This is a genomic window from uncultured Campylobacter sp., assembly GCF_938045345.1.
Classification (GTDB): Bacteria; Campylobacterota; Campylobacteria; order Campylobacterales; family Campylobacteraceae; genus Campylobacter_B.
This window is the reverse complement of sequence record NZ_CALIMS010000006.1, coordinates 46,233-66,439: the sequence shown is the minus strand read 5'-3', so window position 1 is coordinate 66,439 and position 20,207 is coordinate 46,233. Positions and strand designations below refer to the sequence as shown.

Below are 20,207 nucleotides of genomic sequence, written 5' to 3'. Positions count from 1 at the left end.
GAAATTTATGAAATTAAAGGAGGAGCAATGAGTAATCTAAAACTCATACAAAACTGGTACGCTTCCAAATGCGACGGAGAATGGGAGCATGAATATGGCCTTACGCTAGAAACGGTCGATAATCCCGGTTGGTGGATTGAAATCGATGGCGAGAGCGGGAAAAAGCCGATCAAAATAAATATCGATAGAGATGACGAGGATTGGTTTTTCGTCAATGCCACGGAAAACGAACTCAAAGGAAGTTGTGGAGCCGAGAATTTAGAGGAATTACTGGAATACGTGGTAAAATGGCTAACGGATTAAAATTTAGCGAGGAAAACGCCCAAAAGAGCTCTATAAAATTTACCCGAAAGTAGTTTCATGGCCACCGGAAACACCGCTCATTACGACAGCGATACAATTCTGCCGCAGCCATCTGCTTTAAGTATCATCCAGTATGGCGGCGACAGCGGATTTTATCTGTTCTATCTCAACGAATCGGAGAAGGAGCAAACCGATACCTATCATGAAAGTATAGAGGGCGCGTTTAAACAGGCTGAATTTGAATTCGGCGTAAAGAAAGAGGATTGGATAAAGCTTTAGATTATGCAAATAAAATATCGCCAACCGATTAAATTTAGAAAGGAGATACTATGAAATTTAAAATTTTAAAACTGAATGAACTATACGGCTGGGTTTTTAACAAAGATGAAGAACTTTATAAGGCTTTAGGATTTGATTGCTGGATGGATTCGTTTATTCGCATATTAGCTCAAATTCCCGGTACCAGAAAAAAAGATATTTTGGATTACCTTGAATATGAAATCTTTGATTGGTACGAATGGTTTGAACTATATGGGATTATCCGAAGCGACTATAAGCTAGCGGACGAAGATAATCCTGAAATTTCAGCCTATCCGACATACGCGGGAGAATACTTCGGAGTAATGGGTCAACTATTTTTAGGGGGTATGATAGACTTCGGCATAGAGGGCGAAAATTTAAGAAAGAAATGGGCTGACTTCGATACGAATTTATCCAAGATCGATCTAGGTATGTCGCTTTATGAGAAGTGGATCTATTTTAGAGATAATTTCTTTTTTGAGTATAAATTTTTAGAGGAGGAGAACATAACTCCCAAAGCAGAGATAACTTGGAAGAATCCCGATACCTGGAGCAGATTTAGCCATTGGATATGTATGACTAAGGCAGGCAAAGAGTATCGTGATAAAATTTTAAAGCCGAGGCTTTATGAAAAGTATAACGATGTGGTTATCGAGGTGTAATTTAGCGATTACAAATAACGAAAAATTTATTATGAACATGTTCAATCTAGCAAGCAAAAGGACTTTGAATGACTATCTTACCAATATCAACCTTCGACAATGACTTACAAAGAGGCGATATTATAAAATTTAACGACGATGAGCTTATGGTCTGCGATGAGCGATGTTTCTGGACAGAAAATCCTTGCCTTTTAAATTTAAAAAATAACAGATATTTTGAGCTTCCTAGCGAGATGCTATCAAGTAAAGCGGGGTTTGTAGTGGATAAGGGGCAATTGATTCGTAATTTAGCAAATTTCGGCATCAATGCGAGCCCCCAGGAGGTATTTATATGCTCTGATAATTATCTTAGTAGCGATGAACTAAAAGATTGCGACGAAACAATCCCCGGTTTCAGACTGACAAAACCTAGGGATAAATTCGGACGCAATAGACGCATAAAGAGGAATCTAATAAAAAAATTTAGCATTCCTCTCTTGAAATTTCGTGGAAGGATCAAGCTCGGAGATATTATCGAATGTAGAAAATCCGGCTATCCATATGAGAAAAATGTAAATTTTGTCGTAGTAAAAGCAAAAGACGATGATGGAGTAAATTTTATAAAATTGATCGTAATTAGCGGTTACAAGGCGGGTTTATGGGTTTTGCCGTTTTTATTTAAAACAGATAAAAATATGGTAGAAGCAGACTGGCTAATTAAAAATTGGAAATATATTTTTTATAGATGCTGCGATATAAGGCACACCTACGTAAATTTGCAAAACCGAAAAGAGGTTTTAAATTTTACCGATAAACAGCTGGAAAATTTTATAAAAATTAAGCGAAAGAGATTTAAATTTAAAAATAAGAAGTGATATAATGCCTCGCCAATCGACATTATCAATATACGGGCAAGAATACACACAAGGAGAAAATATGGTTAAAGCATTAAAATTTATAATTTGCGCCGTAGTAGTTTTGTTATTATTTATAATTTATGAAAGTAATTTGTGTGCAAAGTGCGATTATACGTTTTTTGTAGAGGAAAGGCTTATGGGTAGATTATTGATAGCAATCGATACAAATGATATAAATTTAGTAAGATATATTGCTGCCGAAGGTAGAGTTTGCAAGCAAGCCAATGTCTATAATAGAGCGCTTAAAGAATTAAGAAAAATGGAATCGGAAAATAATAGGACTAATGAGTAAACCGGTTTTTGCGGAACATAAAGTGAGATATGAAAGAAGCGAAATTTACAAGACGGCTTTCTTGCTTTAGTCTTACGCGCTTATCTGTTACCGCCCTACTACCCCAATACTTCGCCGTTTTTTAAAATTTCAGATGTAGGCGCTAATTTATGCGCGCATCTAAACACCGCATTAAATTCTAAAATTTCAAATCCCTAAAGCTTTGTAAAATTTTAAATTTCGCAGACTAACTTCGCAGCAAGATTATCGTATAAAATCGATCGCGCGAAAACGCGCGACAAATAAACCTCTAAATTCCGCCGCACGCCTACTTTGACTCAAACAGCTGTCTTGCACGAGAGGGTGCTTTGCGCGCAGCTTTAGACTGCCCAAACTTACGGCGCAAAGCAATTATAAGCAGCTATACGGCGGAATTTACGCCAAAGCCTCACCGCGAGCTTTATTGAAGCACCTTGCCTAAAATCCCGGCACCTTTGCCGACGGCGCTGCCGCGAAGCGCGCTTTCTTTTTCCCTCATCACCGCAAATAGCCCATCCAGCGTCTTTTGCGTGATGTAATCGTTCAAATCCTCGCCCTGCTTAGGCAGATACTCGCTCGCGCCCAGCCCGCGCGCGATATTTTGTACTGCTTCGTTACTCGCGATCTTGTTTTGCGCGAAGGAATTTAGCCCGTTATACGCCGTTGCAAAGCTGTTTTTGCTCATCATATCGCTTACGATCGGTCTAAAAACCGCCCGTAGCTTCGCACCCGACTTGCTCTGCAGATACTCGCTAAGCGCGGTGTCACCGCCGCCGATGAGCTTTTTAACGTCGGCATCGCTCATCGATTTCAGATCTTGCAAAAATATCTTGCTCGCGCCGCTCACCGCCTTGGTAGCGGCATCGTTCATACTCGCGACGAGCTGCTGCTCCCATTTATCGCCGCCCACCTTTCTCGCAAGCTTTGCAGCCGCTTTCAGCGAAGGAGGAAGTTCGATTTTAGCGGTCTTGCTGTGGATGTAGCCCTTGGCGAGCTCGCTTGCGGCGCTGTTTGCGGCGGAAGCGAGCAGATCCTTGTAGCTTCCGCTCCTAGTCGTACCAAGCGCGTCCGCGCCCTGCTTTAGGATATCCGTCACGTCCGCATGCGCAAGCGACAGAGCCGCAGCGGCGAGCAAAATCATAAATTTTTTCATATTACAACCTTTGGATAAAATTTGCGCCATTATGCCAAATTGCGGTAAACGCTCAGCCCGTGCTCGGTTTAAATTTTCGCGCTGCGCGGGCGAGCTGAGATAAAATTTAGGCTAAATTTAAAAGCGGATTCGGACTTAAATTTTAAGCGTCAAATTTCAAAGCTAAATTTAACGGGCGGAATTTACCAGCCAAATTTAAAGATGAAATTTGGCTGGGCGGTCTTTGTCATGCTTGCGGCTAAATTTTAAAAGTATCGCTACGACGAGCTAAAATTTTAAAACCGCACTGCTTGGCGCTATTTAAATTTACGCAGCGCGCAAGTTGCGCAGAATGAATTATAGCGATGAGCGGCTATATCCTAGGCGCAAACTATTGAAATTTTATCAAGCCCCGCAGCCAAAAAGCTCGCCGTAAATTTAAAAAGCTTAAATTTAAAAGCGAGCTGCCGCTTTTGACAAAATAAAGCGAGTTGAGCTTAAACCAAACCTTGATCCAGCATCGCATCGGCTACGCGGCGAAAGCCCGCGATATTCGAGCCTAGCACGAGGTTGCCCTCCGCGCCGAATTCCTTCGAGGTCTCGTAGCTGGTGCGAAATATGTGGCGCATGATCTCGCGCAGCTTACTATCGACCTCCTCGAAGCTCCACGACGCCATCTGCGCGTTTTGCGCCATCTCAAGCCCGCTCGTAGCCACGCCGCCCGCATTCGCCGCTTTGGCAGGACCGAAAAGAAAGTCTTTTTGCGCGAGCATAAAATCGATCGCCTCAAGCGTGCTTGGCATATTCGCGCCCTCGCAAACCATGCGACATCCGTTGGCATAGAGAGTCTTTACGTCTTGCAGACTAATCTCATTTTGCGTAGCGCTCGGAAATGCGGCGTCGCACGGCACGCTCCACACGCCGTTACGCCCCTCAGGATAAGCACTAACTGGGATAAATTTTGCGTTAGGACGCTCTTTAATATATTCGCAAAGCCCTACGCGCAGCTGCTCTTTTAATTTTTTAAGAAGCATTACGTCAATTCCCTCGGCATCGTAGATAAAACCCGTAGAATCGCTTACTGTAACGGGCTTAGCCTGCATCTGATATAGCTTTTCGGCGGTGTAGATCGCGACGTTGCCGGCGCCCGAGATCGTGCAAATTTTGCCGTGCAGAGAATCACCTCTGGTAGCGAGCATCTCGTTTGCAAAATAGACCGATCCGTAGCCCGTAGCCTCGGTGCGCGCAAGACTGCCGCCCCAGCTTAGCCCTTTGCCCGTAAGAGCGCCGTCGAATCTGCGGGTGAGCTTTTTATACGCGCCGTACATATAGCCGATCTCGCGACCGCCCACGCCGATGTCGCCTGCGGGCACGTCGGTATTGGAGCTGATTAGGCGGTGAAGTTCAAGCATAAAAGCTTGACAAAATCTCATAATCTCGCCGTCGCTCTTGCCCTTAGGATCGAAATTTGCGCCACCTTTTGCGCCGCCGATATTAAGACCTGTGAGGGAATTTTTAAAAATTTGCTCAAACCCTAAAAATTTTAAAACGCCCAAATTTACGCTCGGATGAAAGCGCAGACCGCCTTTGTAAGGACCCAGAGCGGAGTTGAACTCTATGCGATATCCCGTATGCACGCAGGGCTCGCCGCCGTCGCTCATATAGACGACGCGAAACATCATCGTGCGCTCGGGCGCCAAAATGCGCTCTAAAATTTTATTTTTCACGTATCGCTCATCGCGCTTTAAAAGCGGTATGAGCGAGTATAAAATTTCGGTCGATGCCTGGATAAAGACCTCCTGACCGGGATTGGCACGCTTTAAATTTAGCAGCAAGCCGTCGATGTAAGACTTCATAGTTCCTCCTTTTGAACCGGATTAAATTTTAATTTTTTGGCTTTAGCGATAAATTTTTTCAGCGCCAGCTCCTCGCGGACGCCGATTTTGTAGCTTATAAATTTCAGATAATTTAAAATTTCACGCTCTTTTATGCCGCGCGAAAAGGCGTAGCTTTTCAGGATATATCTTGGAATTTTAATGCGCGAACGTAAAAATTTCGCCGCCAGGCGCGCGTAAGCTTTTTCGTTTTTCACGCAGCACAGCCTCCCGAAAACGAAGGGCAAGCCCGTACGCTGCTGCCAAATTTCGCCCAAATCGTAAAATTTATCCTTGTCCTGCAAAAGCAGCGCCTTTAGAGCATTATCGCCGATTAGCACCTCGCCGCTAAGATCCAGCACGCGAGCTAGCATATTTGAGCTCATCGACGCGGGATCGAGCCTGGGCGCCGAGTTTTTGCGCACGAGTACGCTTAACACTTCGCGCTTTGCGACAATTCCAAGAGGCAGCTTGCGGTATTTTGCGCGGCGGCTTTCGATGCTGGAGATTACCGCGGCGTCTATGCGCCTAAAATAAAGATCGGCGCAGAGTTTGCTCGGCACCCCTTTTTTAAATTCTATCGATTTTTTAACATAAGACGGCAGCGGAAGGGATTTTAAAAATACGTGAAAAGGGAGCAAATTTAGATAATCGATTTTGCCTAATAACATAACTTTCTCCGAATTTAGCGCAGGAAAAGAGGTTAAATTCCGGCGCTAAATCGGAATTTAACCAAAAATTTTAAAGTTTATTTGACCTCGGTGATCGGGATGGATTTGTATTTGCTAAACTCCACTATGCCCTCACCTTTTTTGAAGTGGATGCTCACTCCGTCTTTGTTCTCCATATAGATGCCGTCGGCGGCGCGCTCGCGCTTGAGGTCGTAGCTTTTGCCGCTATCGTCCTTTAACACGGCGGTATTGAAATCGTCGTTTGAGCTAAGCGAAAGCTTTTTGCCCTTGTCATCGACGAAATAGAAGGTCTTTGAGTTCTCTTGAGTTATGGTTTTTTCGCTCTGTGCTTGCTTATTCATAGCGCTATCCGGGGATTGGCGGAGCTGGTTTGAGCCGCATCCTAGCAAAAATAACGCCAAAGCGGCACACGATAGAACTTTAAACATATTTCTCCTTTAAATTCAGGTTACACTCGTTGATGAGTGATTTTCGGATATCCCAAAGCTTTTGAGAGAGATCTACTTTGTAGCTTTGCGGATGGACATTGCGAAGGTGCTCGAGCCAAAATTTGCTCTTTTGCTCCTTGCTAAAACGCGCGATCTCGCTTACCGTGCGGCGCACGCCTACGAATTTGCCCTCCTTGAAAACGGGACGTAAGAGCTTATGCGCGCTAAAATTCGTTAAAATTTTACGCTTGTAGGTGTAAAGCGGATGGAAAATTTCAAGCGGCACGCTCTCATCTATGCTCTCTTCATCAAGCGCGATCAGATCGGCAAGCGCCATGCCGTTATCTTTGTCGTAGAGTCTAAAGACCTGCTTGTAGCCGGGGTTGTTGATCTTGCGCGGATCATTTGAAATTTTGATCTTAGCTATGATCTCGCCATCTTTTTCGATACCGCTTAGCTTATACACGCCACCGAGACTCGAACTATCTCCGCCCGTAATAAGCCTCGTGCCGATCCCCCAGCTATCGATTTTGGCATCAAAAAGCTTGAGTTGATCGATCGCGTATTCGTCTAGATCGTTAGATGCGGTGATCTTTGCGTTCTCAAAGCCCGCCGCATCGAGCATCTTACGCGCCTGCTTGGTTAGATACTCCAGATCGCCCGAATCTATGCGGATTCCAAGCGGCTTATGACCGCTTGCGCGCAGCTCCTCAAAAACCTTGATCGCATTCGGCACGCCGCTTGCGAGAGTATCGTAGGTATCGACTAACAGAAGCGCGCTGTTTGGATAAATTTTAGCGTAAGCGCGAAACGCCTCCAGCTCGCTATCAAAGCTCTGAATCCAAGAGTGCGAGTGGGTACCGATCGCAGGGACGTCAAATTTCTTTGCGGCGAGCACGTTTGACGTGGCGCTGCAGCCGCCTATAATCGCAGCCTTTGCGCCGTAGATGCCCGCACTTCGCCCCTGAGCGCGGCGCAAGCCAAACTCCATCACCGAATCTCCCTGAGCGCTAAAGTTTATACGCGAGCTTTTCGTAGCGATGAGAGTTTGGAAATTTATAGTATTTAGGATCGCGGTCTCGATGAGCTGCGCCTCCATGATATTTGCCTTGACGCGAATTAGCGGCTCGTGCGGAAATACGATCTGCCCCTCATCCATCGCGTAAATTTCGCCACTAAATTTAAAGCCTCTTAGAAATTCCAAAAATTCGGGCTTAAAGAAATTTAGACTTTTTAGATATGCGATGTCGTCGTCGCTAAATTTTAAGTTTTCGATATAATCCACAACCTCGTTTAAGCCGCAAAATATCGCGTAACCGCCGCCGCTTGGGTTTTTACGATAAAAAACGTCAAAAACCGCTGTCTGATCGGGCTTCGTAAAAAAATAGCCCTGCATCATGCTAAGCTGATAAAAATCGGTAAGTAAAGCCAAATCTTTCATTTACGCCTCTTAAATTTAATCTCGCCTCGTGCAGGAGCAAGGAATCATAGCTTTTTGGCTTCTAGGCTCTTTTTATAAGCCGCAGCGTCGAACTCTTTGACGCGAGCGACACCGTCATCTACCGCAGCTTTTGCAACCGCCGTCGAGATCACGGCAAATACGCGCGGATCGAAAGGATTTGGGATAACGTAGTCTTTGCCGAATTTCAAGCTATCTTTGCCCAGCATCTTGCGGATTTCTGCAGGAACTTCTTCGCGAGCAAGATCCGCCATCGCACGAGCGGCAGCAATTTTCATATTTTCCGTAATCTTTTTGGCTCTTACGTCAAGCGCGCCACGGAAGATATACGGAAAGCCCAAAACGTTATTGATCTGATTTGCAAAGTCGCTTCTGCCGGTGCCTACGATCGCGTCGTTTCTTACTTCCTCGACCTCGCTTGGATAAATTTCCGGTACCGGATTTGCAAGCGCAAAAATGATTGGATGCGGCGCCATAGTCTTTACCATCTCTTTGGTTAAAACGCCCGGCTTGCTAAGGCCCAAAAACATATCCGCGCCCTTCATCGCGTCCTCTAGCGTGCGATCTGCGGTGTCTAGGGCAAATTCTTTCTTTTGCTCGGTAAGATCGGTGCGACCCTTATGGATCACCCCTTTGGAATCGAGCATTATGATGTGTTTGGCGCCTAAATTACGATACATCTTTGCACACGCTATGCCAGCAGCGCCCGAGCCGCTTACGACGATCTTCATATCCTCGATTTTTTTGCCGCTGATAAGGGCTGCATTGATTAGCCCTGCGCCCGTAATCATAGCGGTGCCATGTTGATCGTCGTGCATGATGGGGATATCGACGGCTTTTTGCAGCTCGCGCTCTATCTCGAAGCACTCGGGAGCTTTGATATCCTCTAAGTTTATACCGCCGAACGTAGGCGCAAGCGCTTTGCAAATTTCAATTATCTTTTTAGGATCTTTTTCGTCGATCTCGATATCGAAAGCATCGACGCCGCCGAATTTTTTAAACAAAACCGCCTTGCCCTCCATTACGGGCTTTCCGGCGATTGCGCCGATATCACCAAGCCCCAAAACCGCTGTGCCGTTAGTGATAACGGCTACGAGATTAGCCTTATTCGTGTATTTAAACGCAGCCTCGTGATCACCTTCGATCACCTTGCAAGGCTCCGCGACGCCCGGCGTATATGCAAGCGCCAAATCCTCCGCCGTAGCGCACGGGGTTTTTACATTCGTTCCGATTTTACCGCCTATGTGGTACTTCAAAGCCGCTTCAACGTTTACTTTAGCCATTTTATAATCCTTTTTTGATTAAATTTGAAATTCTCGTTTTAACTTCGTCGCTTCCTAAAATTTCACAAATTTCAAAAATCGACGGACTTACGCTTCCTCCCGTGATCGCAACGCGCAGCGGCTGAGCAAGATCCTTTAGCTTGGCGCCGTTTACGTCCAAAAACTCCATCGTCCTTTCCTCACACTCCTTTGCATTTAAATTTGCGCTTAGAGTATCCGAAAATTTTGCGAGTAAGCTTAGCGAACTTTCGGTTACAAATTTCTTATACGCCTTCTCGTCATAGCAGCTCGGGCGGTTTAGAAGGATTTTAATGCCCTCAGCCATCTCCACTAGCGTCTTTGCGCGCTGTTTGTACTGCTGGGCGATGAGATGTTTTTTCGCATGTGAGCGAATATCGACGCCGAATTCCGCAAGCTGCAAGACAAGCTCATCATCGTCTGAGTTTTTAATATAATGCGCATTTAGCCACTCGAGCTTGGTTTGATTGAAGGTGCTAGCGCTCTTGCTGATATGGTTAGGATCAAAGTATCGCTTCATCTCCTCCATGCTAAAAATTTCATCATCCCCGTGGCTCCAGCCCAGGCGTACTAAAAAATTTAGCAGAGCTTGCGGCAGATAGCCCATGCGCTTGTACTCCATCACGTCGGTAGCACCGTGGCGTTTGCTCAGCTTGCTGCCGTCGGTGCCGTTGATCATCGCAACATGGTAAAATTTAGGGATTTTAAAGCCTAGCGCATTATACAGCACGATCTGCTTCGGGGTGTTGCTTAGATGATCGTCGCCGCGGATCACGTCCGTGACGCCCATCAGCGCGTCGTCGATCACGACCGTAAAGTTATACGTGGGCGTGCCGTCGGAGCGCGCGATGATGAAATCGTCCAGAATATCGGCAGCGTTAAATTTTATCTCGCCCTTGATGCCGTCGTTAAATTCTATCGTGCCGCTAAGCGGGGATTTGATGCGGATTACGGGCTCGATCCCAGCAGGCGGCGTGCCGGTAAAGTCGCGATAGCGATTATCGTAGCGCGGGCGCTCTTTGCGACCTTCCTGCTGCGCGCGCAGCTCATCCAGCTCGTCCTTACTCATATAGCATTTGTATGCCTTGCCCTCATCTAGCAGCTTTTGGACGTATTGTTTGTAAAGATCAAAGCGCGAGCTTTGATACACGATCTGCCCGTCATAGTCTAGATTGCACCACTTAAAAGCTTCCTCGATCGCCTTAGCAGCCTCCTGCGAATTGCGCTTCAGATCAGTGTCCTCAATACGCAGCAGGAATTTGCCGCCGTTTGCCCTAGCGTAAAGATAACTAAAAAGTGCCGTTCTAAGTCCGCCGATATGTAAATATCCCGTAGGACTCGGCGCAAAACGAGTTACTATCATAAAAATTCCTTTGCAAAAATTACTATTTAATGTTATAATCGCGATCTTGTAATTATAAAGCAAAAAGACTAAATAAAGGTTAAAAATGATAAAGAAACTGCTTTTTTCCGCAATGATATGTGCCGTTTGTGCAAATGCCGAAGTAGTAAACGGCGTCATCGCCGTGGTAGATAATGAACCGATCACCGGCTACGAACTAGCCAAAGTTCAAAAACTAACGGGTGCTTCGCCGCAAGCTGCGATGGAAATTTTAATCGGGCAAAAGCTGCAACAATCCGAGATTAAACGCCGCGGCATCGCGGTAAATGACGCGGAGATCGACGCGAGACTCAAAGCGATCGCCGATCAAAATAAGCTTAGCTTAGACCAGCTCAAAACCGCTGTGCAAAAGCAAGGCATGAACTACGATGACTTTAAAGCAAATATCCGCCGCACACTGCTTGAAGAAAAGCTCTATGGCTCGATATTCGCAGACGTACAGCACCGCACGACCCCCGAAAATGTCAAAAAATTCTACACGCAAAATAGCTCTTTGTTTACAACCTTCGATAGCATCACGCTCACCCGCTACATCGCGAAATCTCAGGCTCCGCTCGATAAGATTCGCGCAAATCCAAAGCTCCGCCCAAGCGACGTGTATGTGATGAAGGGAACCCTCAAGGCCAATCAAATGGACGAGGGGCTAAAATATATCGTCACGAATGTCGAGCAGGGTAAATTTTCGCCGATAATCCCTACGCGCAACGGCTACGAGATGTTTTACGTAAACGACAAAAAGGGGCTTCGTACGCTTGATTTTGACAGCGTGCAAGACAGGGCGATCGAAGGCTACGTGACCTCTGAGCGCAAAAAGGCAATCACCGAGTTCAATGACAGACTCCGCTCAAACGCTAATATCCGCATTATCGAGCGTCCGCAGGCAAAAGCGCAAGGCACAAAAACCGCCCCAAAAGTTAAAGTGCAAAAAAGGCGGTAAATTTTAAAATCCACCGCCATGCATTAAATTTTTATAGAATTTAACGCCGATAACGCAATGGCGAGCACGCAGCTTGCCTGTTCGCGCGTAAAATTTTAATAAAATTTAAAGGCTTTGCGTGATAGTAATCAACGATTTTACCGAACTTAAAAGCAATCCTAGAAATGGCGGCATAAGCGCTGCGAGCTTCGGCGCGAGCAAATTTTTCTCCCACATCGATGCCGCCTCAAAACTCGTCGCCGTTTGGGCGATAACAACAGCGGCGAGGAGCTAAATTTTAAAATTTATACGAATCTACATCATCGTATTGACACAAATTATACTTCTTTGTTTTCAATGCAACATATTTTAACTCAACAACAATTTTTCTAATAATTTTCGTCTGTAAAAATATAATCTAAACGCATAAAACTCCTATTTGCATCGCTTATATAGTACAAAATAATACATCCAAATTAAGTCGTGCCTAAACCTCAATGCCGACTTCCTTAAATTTATCCACAAAAAAAGCGATTTTTTCAAAAACATTTTGCTTCACGCTTAGATACTTTGGATTTAGAGGACTCATTTTAGGTAAAATTTCGTTTAAATCAGTTCCGCTTTCGCTAGCATATCCGCGTTTTAACGACGCGCTAATATACCTTTTTGCAGCATTTTCATTTAAATTTAACGAGCCAATCAGTTCTTTTGCTTCGCGCGACATCTCGCCTTTTGCAAATTTAAAAAATGCCTCGACTACGCCTGCTCTATCTTTTAACTCGTCCAAATCAGTCCCGTTTATAAAATCTACTATTAGCCCCTCTTTTGAGCGATTTTCCAGGCTGGCGCGGATGATCCTGCGGATCTCTTCGGTAAGCGCGATCTTATCTTTAATCTTTTTATTGTGCTCAAATATTAACCCCAAAATATAGTCTAAATTTATCTCCTGCGACTTGAGTAGGTCAATCTCAAAGACCACGTCGTCCCAGTCCATCTTTTGCGTCTCTTTGCGTTCGCCCGCTCTTTCTTTTCTTAGCCAGTCTCTTATATCGTTATAGGTAGAGCGGTAGTCTTGGAGCGCTCGCACGCTAGGCACTTTTATGCTTTGCATCTCCTGCAAATCCTCTTCGCTTAGATAAAATTTTTCTTTAAATTCGCGCACGGCATTCTCATCATTCAAATTTACCCCTTGCAGAGCCTGCAGCGCCGCAAATTCGTCATAGTTTTGCAGAGCATTTTCTACGCGAAGATACTCGCCAAAAAGCTTAACAAAATCCTTTTTATCCTTTTGCGTTTCTATTGCGTTAGGATCTGAGAAGCGCGCCTCAAGCTCGCTCGTAACTTCTAGAAATCCTCGTCTGGCCTCGCCGGTAGCAGCATCGGTAAAGCCCTGCATATATTCCTTATAGCTTTTTTCCAAAATTACGTTTTTGGTACTGTTTTTACCAAAAAGCGTGATGGCATCGATCGTAGCTTGCTGCAAGTCTCTAAAAGTCACGATATTGCCAAAGGTCTTAGTGGCGTCTAGGATTCTATTCGTACGTGAAAAAGCCTGCATAAGCCCGTGATAACGTAAATTTTTATCTACGAATAGCGTATTTAACGTAGGTGCGTCGAACCCTGTTAAAAACATGCCCACAACCAAGAGCAAATCGACTTCTTGCTTTTTCATGCGTTCACTCAAGTCGCGGTAATAGTCCTGAAACGACCTACCCTCGATGCTAAAATTCGTCCTAAAATAGGCGTTATAATCTTTTATCGCCACATTTAGAAATTCTTTTGAGCTCATATCCATCGTCTCTGGCTCAAAATTTTCGTCTGCTATCTCACCTATAACACCCTGCTCCTCGTTTTGCGAAAATGAAAAAATCGTTGCTACTTTTAGCGGTCGCTCTTTATCTTTTTGTAAATTTTTAAACGCCTCGTAGTATAGCTTCGCGGCTTCGATAGAGCTTACTGCAAACATAGCGTTAAAGCCTTTACCGCTTGCGTTTAGTCGGTGCGTTTTTTGCCTAAAACGATCCAGGATATACTGCGAAATCTCTTTTATACGATCAGGGTGCAAAAATGCCTCTTTACTCTCCGCAGCGCTTAGTTTTAGCTCATCTTTTTCGGTCTCAAATTCTCTAAATTTAGGCCTTACGTCGTTATAATCAACCTTAAATTTAAGCACTTTTTCATCCCTTACGGCATCGGTTAATATATACGAGTGAAGCTCGCTTCCAAATACGCTTTGCGTCGTCTCCGCTCCTAGCGCATTTTGCGGAAATATCGGCGTACCCGTAAAACCGAACTGGAAAAATCTCTTAAATTTTTTCTTTAAATTTTTCTGTGCCTCGCCAAACTGCGAGCGGTGGCACTCGTCAAATATAAAAACGACCTCCTTTTGATATACAGCCAGCTCGCTTTCGCTTTTCATCAGATTATTTAGCTTTTGTATGGTCGTTACGATTATTTTACCGTCCTCTTTTTCCGTATTTCGTTTTAGTTCGGCGCAGCTATTTGAGCCGTTTACGCTATCTTTTTGAAATTTTTGATACTCTTTCATCGTCTGATAGTCTAGATCCTTACGATCTACTACGAAAAAGACCTTATCTATAAAATCAAGCTGAGTAGCGAGCCTTGCCGCCTTAAAGCTAGTTAGCGTTTTGCCCGATCCTGTCGTATGCCAGATATAGCCGCCGCCCTCCGGCTTTGCATAGCATTTACTAAGATGCGAGCTATTTATCTTCCACAATATACGTTCGGTTGCTGCGATCTGATACGGACGCATGATTAACAAGGTGTCACTCGCGTCAAATACGCAATATTTTGTCAGTATGCTTAAAAGCGTATTTTTCGCTAAAAAAGTCGCAGTAAAGTCCTTTATGTCCCTAATTGGCAAATTTTTAGAATCCGCCCAGTTGATAGTAAAATCGAAGCTAGTTTTATCGCGCTTTGTAGTATTTGCAAAGTAGCGCGTATCCGTGCCGTTTGAGATAACGAAAATTTGCAGGTATTTAAATAGCGAATTTGACGCGTTAAAGCTCTCTTTGGCATAGCGGTGGATTTGATTAAATGCTTCTCTTATCGCCACGCCGCGCTTTTTTAGTTCGATTTGCACCAGCGGCAAGCCGTTTACTAGGATAGTAATGTCGTATCTATTTGCGTGCGCGCCCGTCTGCTCAAATTGATTAATAACCTGCACGCTATTTCGCGCGATATTTTTCTTGTCCAGTAAATATATATTTTGTATATGCCCATCATCAAAAACAAAATCATAAATGTGATTGTCTTGGATTTTGCGAGTCTTTTCATTCACTCCATCGTTTGGCGCGTCAAGATACTCGCTAAGCAATCTAGTCCACTCAGAAGGCGTAAATTTAACCTCGTTTAGGCTTTCCAGCCGCTGTTTTAAATTTTCCAGTAGCTTTGCAGGAGAGTTTATGTCTTTTGCATACTCGTAGCCTTGCGCGACTAGATCGCTTATCAGCTCGCGCTCCATATCCGCCTCGCTTTGGTAGGTTGAGGGCTGGATTATCTTTTCATATTCGTCCAGGACTATAAAATTTTTACTCTCGGCTATCGGTTTGGTCTCTGTCATTTTTTTCCTTTGTTAGTTTTTTTATTTAAAATGGTATATTGAGCTAATTTTCTGAATTAAAAATCTTAATACTCTTTTGTCGTTATCGTTTGGCTCAACACTCTCTTCGGCAGAATGTTTAGAATGACTTGAAATATTAATCAGTCTTGTTTCATACGGTTTTGAATCTCCGCCTGGAGTATCCGGCAAGAGATCGCCCCAGCTTTTATAACCAAGAAAAGTAGAAGTTTTTTCCAAAATATTTCTTAGAAAATTAAAATGGTACTTCTTGATTTGATTATTCTCAATGGCTTTTTCTATCTCAGCCTTTAAATAAAGATGATAGGCGAACGGCGAATCATTATTTTGTTTATCTAAAACATATATTTCATCTTCGGTTTTCTTTAATAGATGCATGCTGCACCTTCTTTCCCTGCTTAGCCCATTATGTATCACATTATAAAATAAAGGGTTGTGAGTGGTAATTATAAATTTTATATTTGATTCGCTCTCTTTTATTCTTTCAACTAAATTTACAGCTATCTCTATTAAGTTATTCTCATCTAGTGAACTCACCGGATCATCTATAAAAAAATATTCCAGATCATCAAATTCGTGAGTTGATCGATTATCTGGTTCCGCTATATTTAATTCATTTATTACTTGCCTTATTAATACATAAAAAATACTCCAAATAAAAATACTTTCTTCTCCTTTTGAAATTTTAATATTATCTTCGGAGGCATTGTCATCTATAAAAGAAAAAGAAACTTCTGAAAAATTTGCATCGAATCTAGGTTCAAGCTTTTTACCTACATAAAGCTGAAAAGTATCAATAACCTCTTTATCCAATCCTTGTTCTTGAAATACCCAGCTAGTAAAAGAATTCGGTTGTATTTTTAATTTTGGCTCGACATCATTTTCTATATCGTTATCCCAATAAAATAAATCCTGCGTAAAAGCATTATAATAAATAATTTTCTTTTGGTCAGAATCACTGTTTTCATCGGCTCCTGATTCTATTAAATTTTTAAATTCTACAGATAAACGAGTCTTACCCGTACCGTTAAAAGCATAAATTAATTGTGCTTTTTTATTCAAATTTTTAAGCTTATTTGCTATTTCGTTAAGAGTACCAGCAAACACTACTATATCTCCTTTTCAATTTCTGTAAAATTTAATAGCTTTTCTCTGTAATACTCATACTGCTTTTGCCTTAACTCTATCTCGCACGGTAGACCCTCGGCTATAGAGTTTACGAGCGTGTCAAATTTGTCGAGTATTTCGACGATTTTGCGCTGGGTTGGTAGTGATGGAACAGGGATTTTATATTCCAAAATAGCATTCTTATTTCCTCGTGGCATTTTTGCGCCTTTTGCATTTTTCATATTATAATCGAAAAATTTATCATCAGCCAAAATTTGATACAAATATCTAGAATTGACGCTTTCGTCGTTTAAACGCAAAACCAAAACGTCGCCACTTGCTCCACCAGTGCAGTCAGCTTGCCAAATTTTCTTTAAATAAGGACGAATATTGCCTATCAAAATATCGCCGCTTTCAAACTTAGTACAGTTTCCGCTCGCCGGAACGTATTTTGACGATACTTTCCCTGCTTTATTTTGAAGCAAATTTTCCACGCCGACGTAATTTAGCTCATTTAAAGAGTCAAATTTAATTCTATCGCTCGAGTAGTCTGCAATGCTCCTAAGTGTTTTTAGTTCATACCCCCCATTTTTATTGAGCTCGTCAAAGCTTAAAAGGAAGTCGCGATAAAATTCGTATTGCTTTTTCCTAGCTGTAAGCTCTGCTGTAAGCTCTGCTGTAAGCAGCGTGAAACAGTCCAAAATGCGGACTATTTCACGCTGTACTTCCAGAGGAGGTACGGGGAGTTTGATTTTTTGAAATTTTGTTTTTGAAATATTAAAACGAGTTACTCCATTGGCCGTCTTAATAATTTGTGCTCTCAAAAATTTACTTCTAAAAATATATTTTAGAAATTCTGGTTCAAATAAACGTAAATCATTTAAACGAAAGCCAAAGCAAAAACTATTTAAATAAATTGGTTCTTCTGGTTTTTTAGTAAGAACAGATGAAAATCCACATTCGTTTCTAGTTTCAGACGAGCCTGTAAATAAAACATCGCCGTAAGCAACTAAATTTTGCCTTTCATTATTTTCTATTTTTACAAATTCAAGCGCATTCAAATCTATACTTAAATTTGAAAAAACATTCATATAGGTTATATATTTTACGTTACCGTGTTTTACAAAATCATCTTTTGTTTTTCCGTTTAAACCACCATAAAAATAACCAATCTCTCCAAGCTCCCTAAACTCCACCCCTTGCGGACAAAGCTCGTTTATCAAATCAAAAATTTTACTCATTTCTTGCCTTTGTCTTTTAGCTTTAAATTTATACTTTTGACGGCGTTTATATATTCTTTCTCGACCGGAGTTAGGTTGTTTTGTCGGTATTTTGCATATTCGGTGTCAACTTTTTTCATAGCCTCGCTATGACTTACCGAGCCAGCATTTTGCAAAACGCCTTTGCCGTAAGTTACGCTAAATTTATCCAGCTCGCTTATCCAGTCTCTCATATACATCGGCTCGCGCTCGTGCGCCTTCACCTCGGCAAGATCGAAAAACGCCGAAACCAAGCGATTTAATCTAAAAAGTTCATCCTCGCTTAGGTAATTTTTTGCCGTTTTAGCCTCGTTTAGCGTCGGCATTTGGCCTTTAAAATTTGTAAGCCCCATAAATTCTTTATCTCCGTTTACTCTACTAAAAATAATCTCGGAGGCGGTTTGCTCGCTAACGGCGTAATGAAGCTTGTTTTGAACTATTTTAAAAAATTTAATACTCTCGTCGCTTTTTGGATCGTAGTCGTAGCTAGTGGCGTAAAGGTCGAGTACTTGGCGATACATCGCTTTTTCGCTACTACGGATATCGCGAATGCGTTCAAGCAACTCTTTGAAATAATCGCCGCCGCCCGTGCCTTTTAAGCGTTCGTCGTCAAGCGCAAAACCCTTTTTTATATATTCTCCTAAGCATTGCGTCGCCCACTGACGAAACTGCGTACCGCGAGATGAACGCACGCGGTAACCTACGGCTATAATCAAAGGCAAAGGATAATAAGCCATTTTACGCTTTATATTGCGCCCGCCTTCATTTTGAACTGTCAACTGAAAGTTGACAGTTGCTTTTTCATCTATCTCATTTTCTAAAAAAATAGCCTTTATATGCTTGCTAATATTTTGTTTGGTCGTCTGGTAAAGTTCCGCGATTTCAAGTTGCGTCAGCCAAAGCTGTTCATCAAATTTTTGCAAAGAAAATCTTGACTTGCCATCGCTTGTCGTGTAAATAATAGCTTTCATATTTCGCTGCCCGAATTTATTTCCGCAACGATTTCGTCGATTTGTTCGCGCAAATTTGAAATTTTGGCTACTGTTTGTTTTATTTGTAAATTTAACTCGTCTATATTAATAACCTCGCGTGTATCTTTTGCCTCGACATAAGAGCTTACGGCTAGATTGTAATCGTTTTGGACTATTTTTTCATTATCTGCGAGTGCGCATACATGGGCGATATCTTCTTTTTTACCAAAAATTTCTATTATTTTCGCAATGTGTTCGTCAGTTAGGACGTTGTTGTTTGTTCTTTTTTCAAAAAACCCGCTAGCATCTATAAACTGCGTTTTAGTCTCTGTTTTATGCTTTGAAAGAACAAGGATATTAACAGCTACCGGAGTGCCATAAAAAAGATTTGGGGCGAGCGAGATGACGGTCTCGACAAAATTTTCTTTTACGAGATATTCGCGGATCTTTTTTTCCACACCGCCTCTATAAAAAATGCCCGGGAAACTAACTATCGCGGCTCTGCCTTTTGCCGAAAGGTAGCTGAGTGCGTGCAAGATAAAGGCAAAATCCGCCTTGCTTTTTGGCGCAAGAACGCCCGCAGGAGCAAATCTAGGATCGTTTATGAGCGTCGGATCGTCGCTACCGATCCAGTTGATGGAGTAAGGAGGATTTGAAACGATAGCGTCAAAAGGCCTATCGTCGCTAAGCTTTGGATCTAGTAGCGTATCGCCGAGCTCTATGTGAAATTTAGAGTAATTAACGTTGTGTAAAAACATATTCATACGCGCCAGGTTGTATGTCGTGTGATTTATCTCCTGGCCAAAAAATCCATCCTCGACCTCATGTTTGTCAAAACGTTTTTTAGCCTGCAAAAGTAGTGAACCAGAACCGCATGCTGGATCGTAAATTTTATTTACGCGCTCTTGTTCGTGCATGGCAAGTGCGGCGATGAGCTTTGAGACATTTTGCGGAGTGAAAAACTCGCCGCCGGATTTGCCTGCATTCGCGGCATAGTTCGAGATAAGAAACTCGTATGCGTCGCCAAAAAGATCGATATGGTTGTTCTTAAAATCGCCAAAATCAAGCTCGGCCACGCCTTTTAAAACCGCTGCGAGTCGCCTGTTTTTCTCTGTAACACTATTTCCTAAACGGTTGCTAGTAGTATCAAAATCGGCAAAAAGCCCCTTTATGTCCTGCTCTGACTCATACCCGGATGCCGAACCTTCGATACTTTTAAAAATTTGATCTAAATCGGTATTTAAATTTGCGTTATTGTCGGCATTTTTTACGACGTTTTTAAATAACTGACTAGGGTATATAAAATATCCCTTCGTAACAATAGTATCGTGCTTGATCGCTTCAAGCTCCGGCGAATCGTCGGGCAAGCTTGCGTAGTCAAAATCACCGTCGTCGCCCTCTATATAATCCGTAAAATTTTCGCTAATAAATCTGTAAAACAACGTGCCCAGGACGTATTGCTTAAAGTCCCAGCCGTCAACAGCACCTCTTACTTCATTTGCAATACTCCAAATTTGGTTTTGCAAAGCCTTGCGCTGCGTCTCTTCGCTCATTTAATAGTATCTCCTAAAAAAATTTTATGCATATAAAATGG

General features: G+C 42.8%; 19 protein-coding genes. 7 read left to right on the top strand and 12 right to left on the bottom strand.

What is annotated here, in order from left to right:
• Positions 1 to 27 precede the first annotated feature (27 nt).
• From Q0144_RS02000 to Q0144_RS01980, 5 genes are all read left to right on the top strand, one after another.
• Positions 28 to 303 carry an Imm53 family immunity protein gene (locus Q0144_RS02000; protein WP_298061257.1) on the top strand — a complete coding sequence of 92 codons (276 nt, stop codon included), beginning with the start codon at positions 28 to 30 and terminating at the stop codon, positions 301 to 303.
• Between the two features lie 57 nt (positions 304 to 360).
• Entirely contained in the window at positions 361 to 582 is a 222-nt protein-coding gene (locus Q0144_RS01995; protein WP_298061255.1) for a hypothetical protein, read from the top strand.
• Positions 583 to 632: 50 nt separating this feature from the next.
• A complete protein-coding gene (locus tag Q0144_RS01990; RefSeq protein ID WP_298061253.1) occupies positions 633 to 1,265 on the top strand; it encodes a hypothetical protein in 633 nt (210 codons plus the stop codon).
• 68 nt (positions 1,266 to 1,333) lie between these two features.
• Positions 1,334 to 2,119, top strand: coding sequence for an Imm45 family immunity protein (imm45, locus tag Q0144_RS01985; protein ID WP_298061251.1), 786 nt, complete (start codon positions 1,334 to 1,336; stop codon positions 2,117 to 2,119).
• A gap of 61 nt (positions 2,120 to 2,180) precedes the next feature.
• Positions 2,181 to 2,453, top strand: coding sequence for a hypothetical protein (locus Q0144_RS01980; RefSeq protein ID WP_298061249.1), 273 nt, complete (start codon positions 2,181 to 2,183; stop codon positions 2,451 to 2,453).
• Between the two features lie 439 nt (positions 2,454 to 2,892).
• On the opposite strand, the gene Q0144_RS01975 is transcribed toward Q0144_RS01980, so the two are convergent.
• From Q0144_RS01975 to gltX, 7 genes are all read right to left on the bottom strand, one after another.
• On the bottom strand, positions 2,893 to 3,624 hold the full coding sequence (locus Q0144_RS01975; RefSeq protein WP_298061246.1) for a DUF4197 domain-containing protein: 732 nt from the start codon (positions 3,622 to 3,624) through the stop codon (positions 2,893 to 2,895).
• A 476-nt stretch (positions 3,625 to 4,100) separates the two neighbouring features.
• Positions 4,101 to 5,459, bottom strand: coding sequence for an NADP-specific glutamate dehydrogenase (gdhA, locus tag Q0144_RS01970; protein ID WP_298061244.1), 1,359 nt, complete (start codon positions 5,457 to 5,459; stop codon positions 4,101 to 4,103).
• Positions 5,456 to 6,148: an MqnA/MqnD/SBP family protein gene (locus Q0144_RS01965; protein ID WP_298061242.1), complete on the bottom strand. Its 693-nt coding sequence runs from the start codon at positions 6,146 to 6,148 to the stop codon at positions 5,456 to 5,458. The genes gdhA and Q0144_RS01965 overlap by 4 nt, the downstream gene beginning before the upstream one ends.
• Before the next feature lie 77 nt (positions 6,149 to 6,225).
• Positions 6,226 to 6,597: a hypothetical protein gene (locus Q0144_RS01960; RefSeq protein ID WP_298061240.1), complete on the bottom strand. Its 372-nt coding sequence runs from the start codon at positions 6,595 to 6,597 to the stop codon at positions 6,226 to 6,228.
• Entirely contained in the window at positions 6,590 to 8,038 is a 1,449-nt protein-coding gene (locus Q0144_RS01955; RefSeq protein WP_298061239.1) for a nicotinate phosphoribosyltransferase, read from the bottom strand. The genes Q0144_RS01960 and Q0144_RS01955 overlap by 8 nt, the downstream gene beginning before the upstream one ends.
• A 44-nt stretch (positions 8,039 to 8,082) precedes the next feature.
• Entirely contained in the window at positions 8,083 to 9,339 is a 1,257-nt protein-coding gene (locus Q0144_RS01950; RefSeq protein WP_298061238.1) for a malic enzyme-like NAD(P)-binding protein, read from the bottom strand.
• A 1-nt stretch (position 9,340) separates the two neighbouring features.
• Positions 9,341 to 10,720, bottom strand: coding sequence for a glutamate--tRNA ligase (gene gltX, locus Q0144_RS01945; protein WP_298061237.1), 1,380 nt, complete (start codon positions 10,718 to 10,720; stop codon positions 9,341 to 9,343).
• Positions 10,721 to 10,805: 85 nt separating this feature from the next.
• On the opposite strand from gltX, the gene Q0144_RS01940 reads away from it, so the two are divergent.
• On the top strand, positions 10,806 to 11,696 hold the full coding sequence (locus Q0144_RS01940; RefSeq protein WP_298061236.1) for a peptidylprolyl isomerase: 891 nt from the start codon (positions 10,806 to 10,808) through the stop codon (positions 11,694 to 11,696).
• Between the two features lie 118 nt (positions 11,697 to 11,814).
• Positions 11,815 to 11,970 carry a hypothetical protein gene (locus Q0144_RS01935; protein WP_298061235.1) on the top strand — a complete coding sequence of 52 codons (156 nt, stop codon included), beginning with the start codon at positions 11,815 to 11,817 and terminating at the stop codon, positions 11,968 to 11,970.
• A 192-nt stretch (positions 11,971 to 12,162) separates the two neighbouring features.
• On the opposite strand, the gene Q0144_RS01930 is transcribed toward Q0144_RS01935, so the two are convergent.
• Genes Q0144_RS01930 through Q0144_RS01910 form a run of 5 tightly spaced genes read right to left on the bottom strand, consistent with a single transcriptional unit; the run spans position 12,163 to position 20,166 of the window.
• A complete protein-coding gene (locus Q0144_RS01930; RefSeq protein ID WP_298061233.1) occupies positions 12,163 to 15,258 on the bottom strand; it encodes a type I restriction endonuclease subunit R in 3,096 nt (1,031 codons plus the stop codon).
• Positions 15,259 to 15,279: 21 nt separating this feature from the next.
• Complete coding sequence (locus tag Q0144_RS01925; RefSeq protein WP_298061232.1) at positions 15,280 to 16,383, bottom strand: AAA family ATPase; 1,104 nt, start codon at positions 16,381 to 16,383, stop codon at positions 15,280 to 15,282.
• Between the two features lie 2 nt (positions 16,384 to 16,385).
• Complete coding sequence (locus Q0144_RS01920; protein ID WP_298061231.1) at positions 16,386 to 17,624, bottom strand: restriction endonuclease subunit S; 1,239 nt, start codon at positions 17,622 to 17,624, stop codon at positions 16,386 to 16,388.
• On the bottom strand, positions 17,621 to 18,613 hold the full coding sequence (rhuM, locus tag Q0144_RS01915) for a RhuM family protein (RefSeq protein ID WP_297942717.1): 993 nt from the start codon (positions 18,611 to 18,613) through the stop codon (positions 17,621 to 17,623). Before rhuM ends, Q0144_RS01920 begins: the two co-directional genes overlap by 4 nt.
• Entirely contained in the window at positions 18,610 to 20,166 is a 1,557-nt protein-coding gene (locus Q0144_RS01910) for a type I restriction-modification system subunit M (protein ID WP_298061229.1), read from the bottom strand. The genes rhuM and Q0144_RS01910 overlap by 4 nt, the downstream gene beginning before the upstream one ends.
• Positions 20,167 to 20,207: the final 41 nt, after the last annotated feature.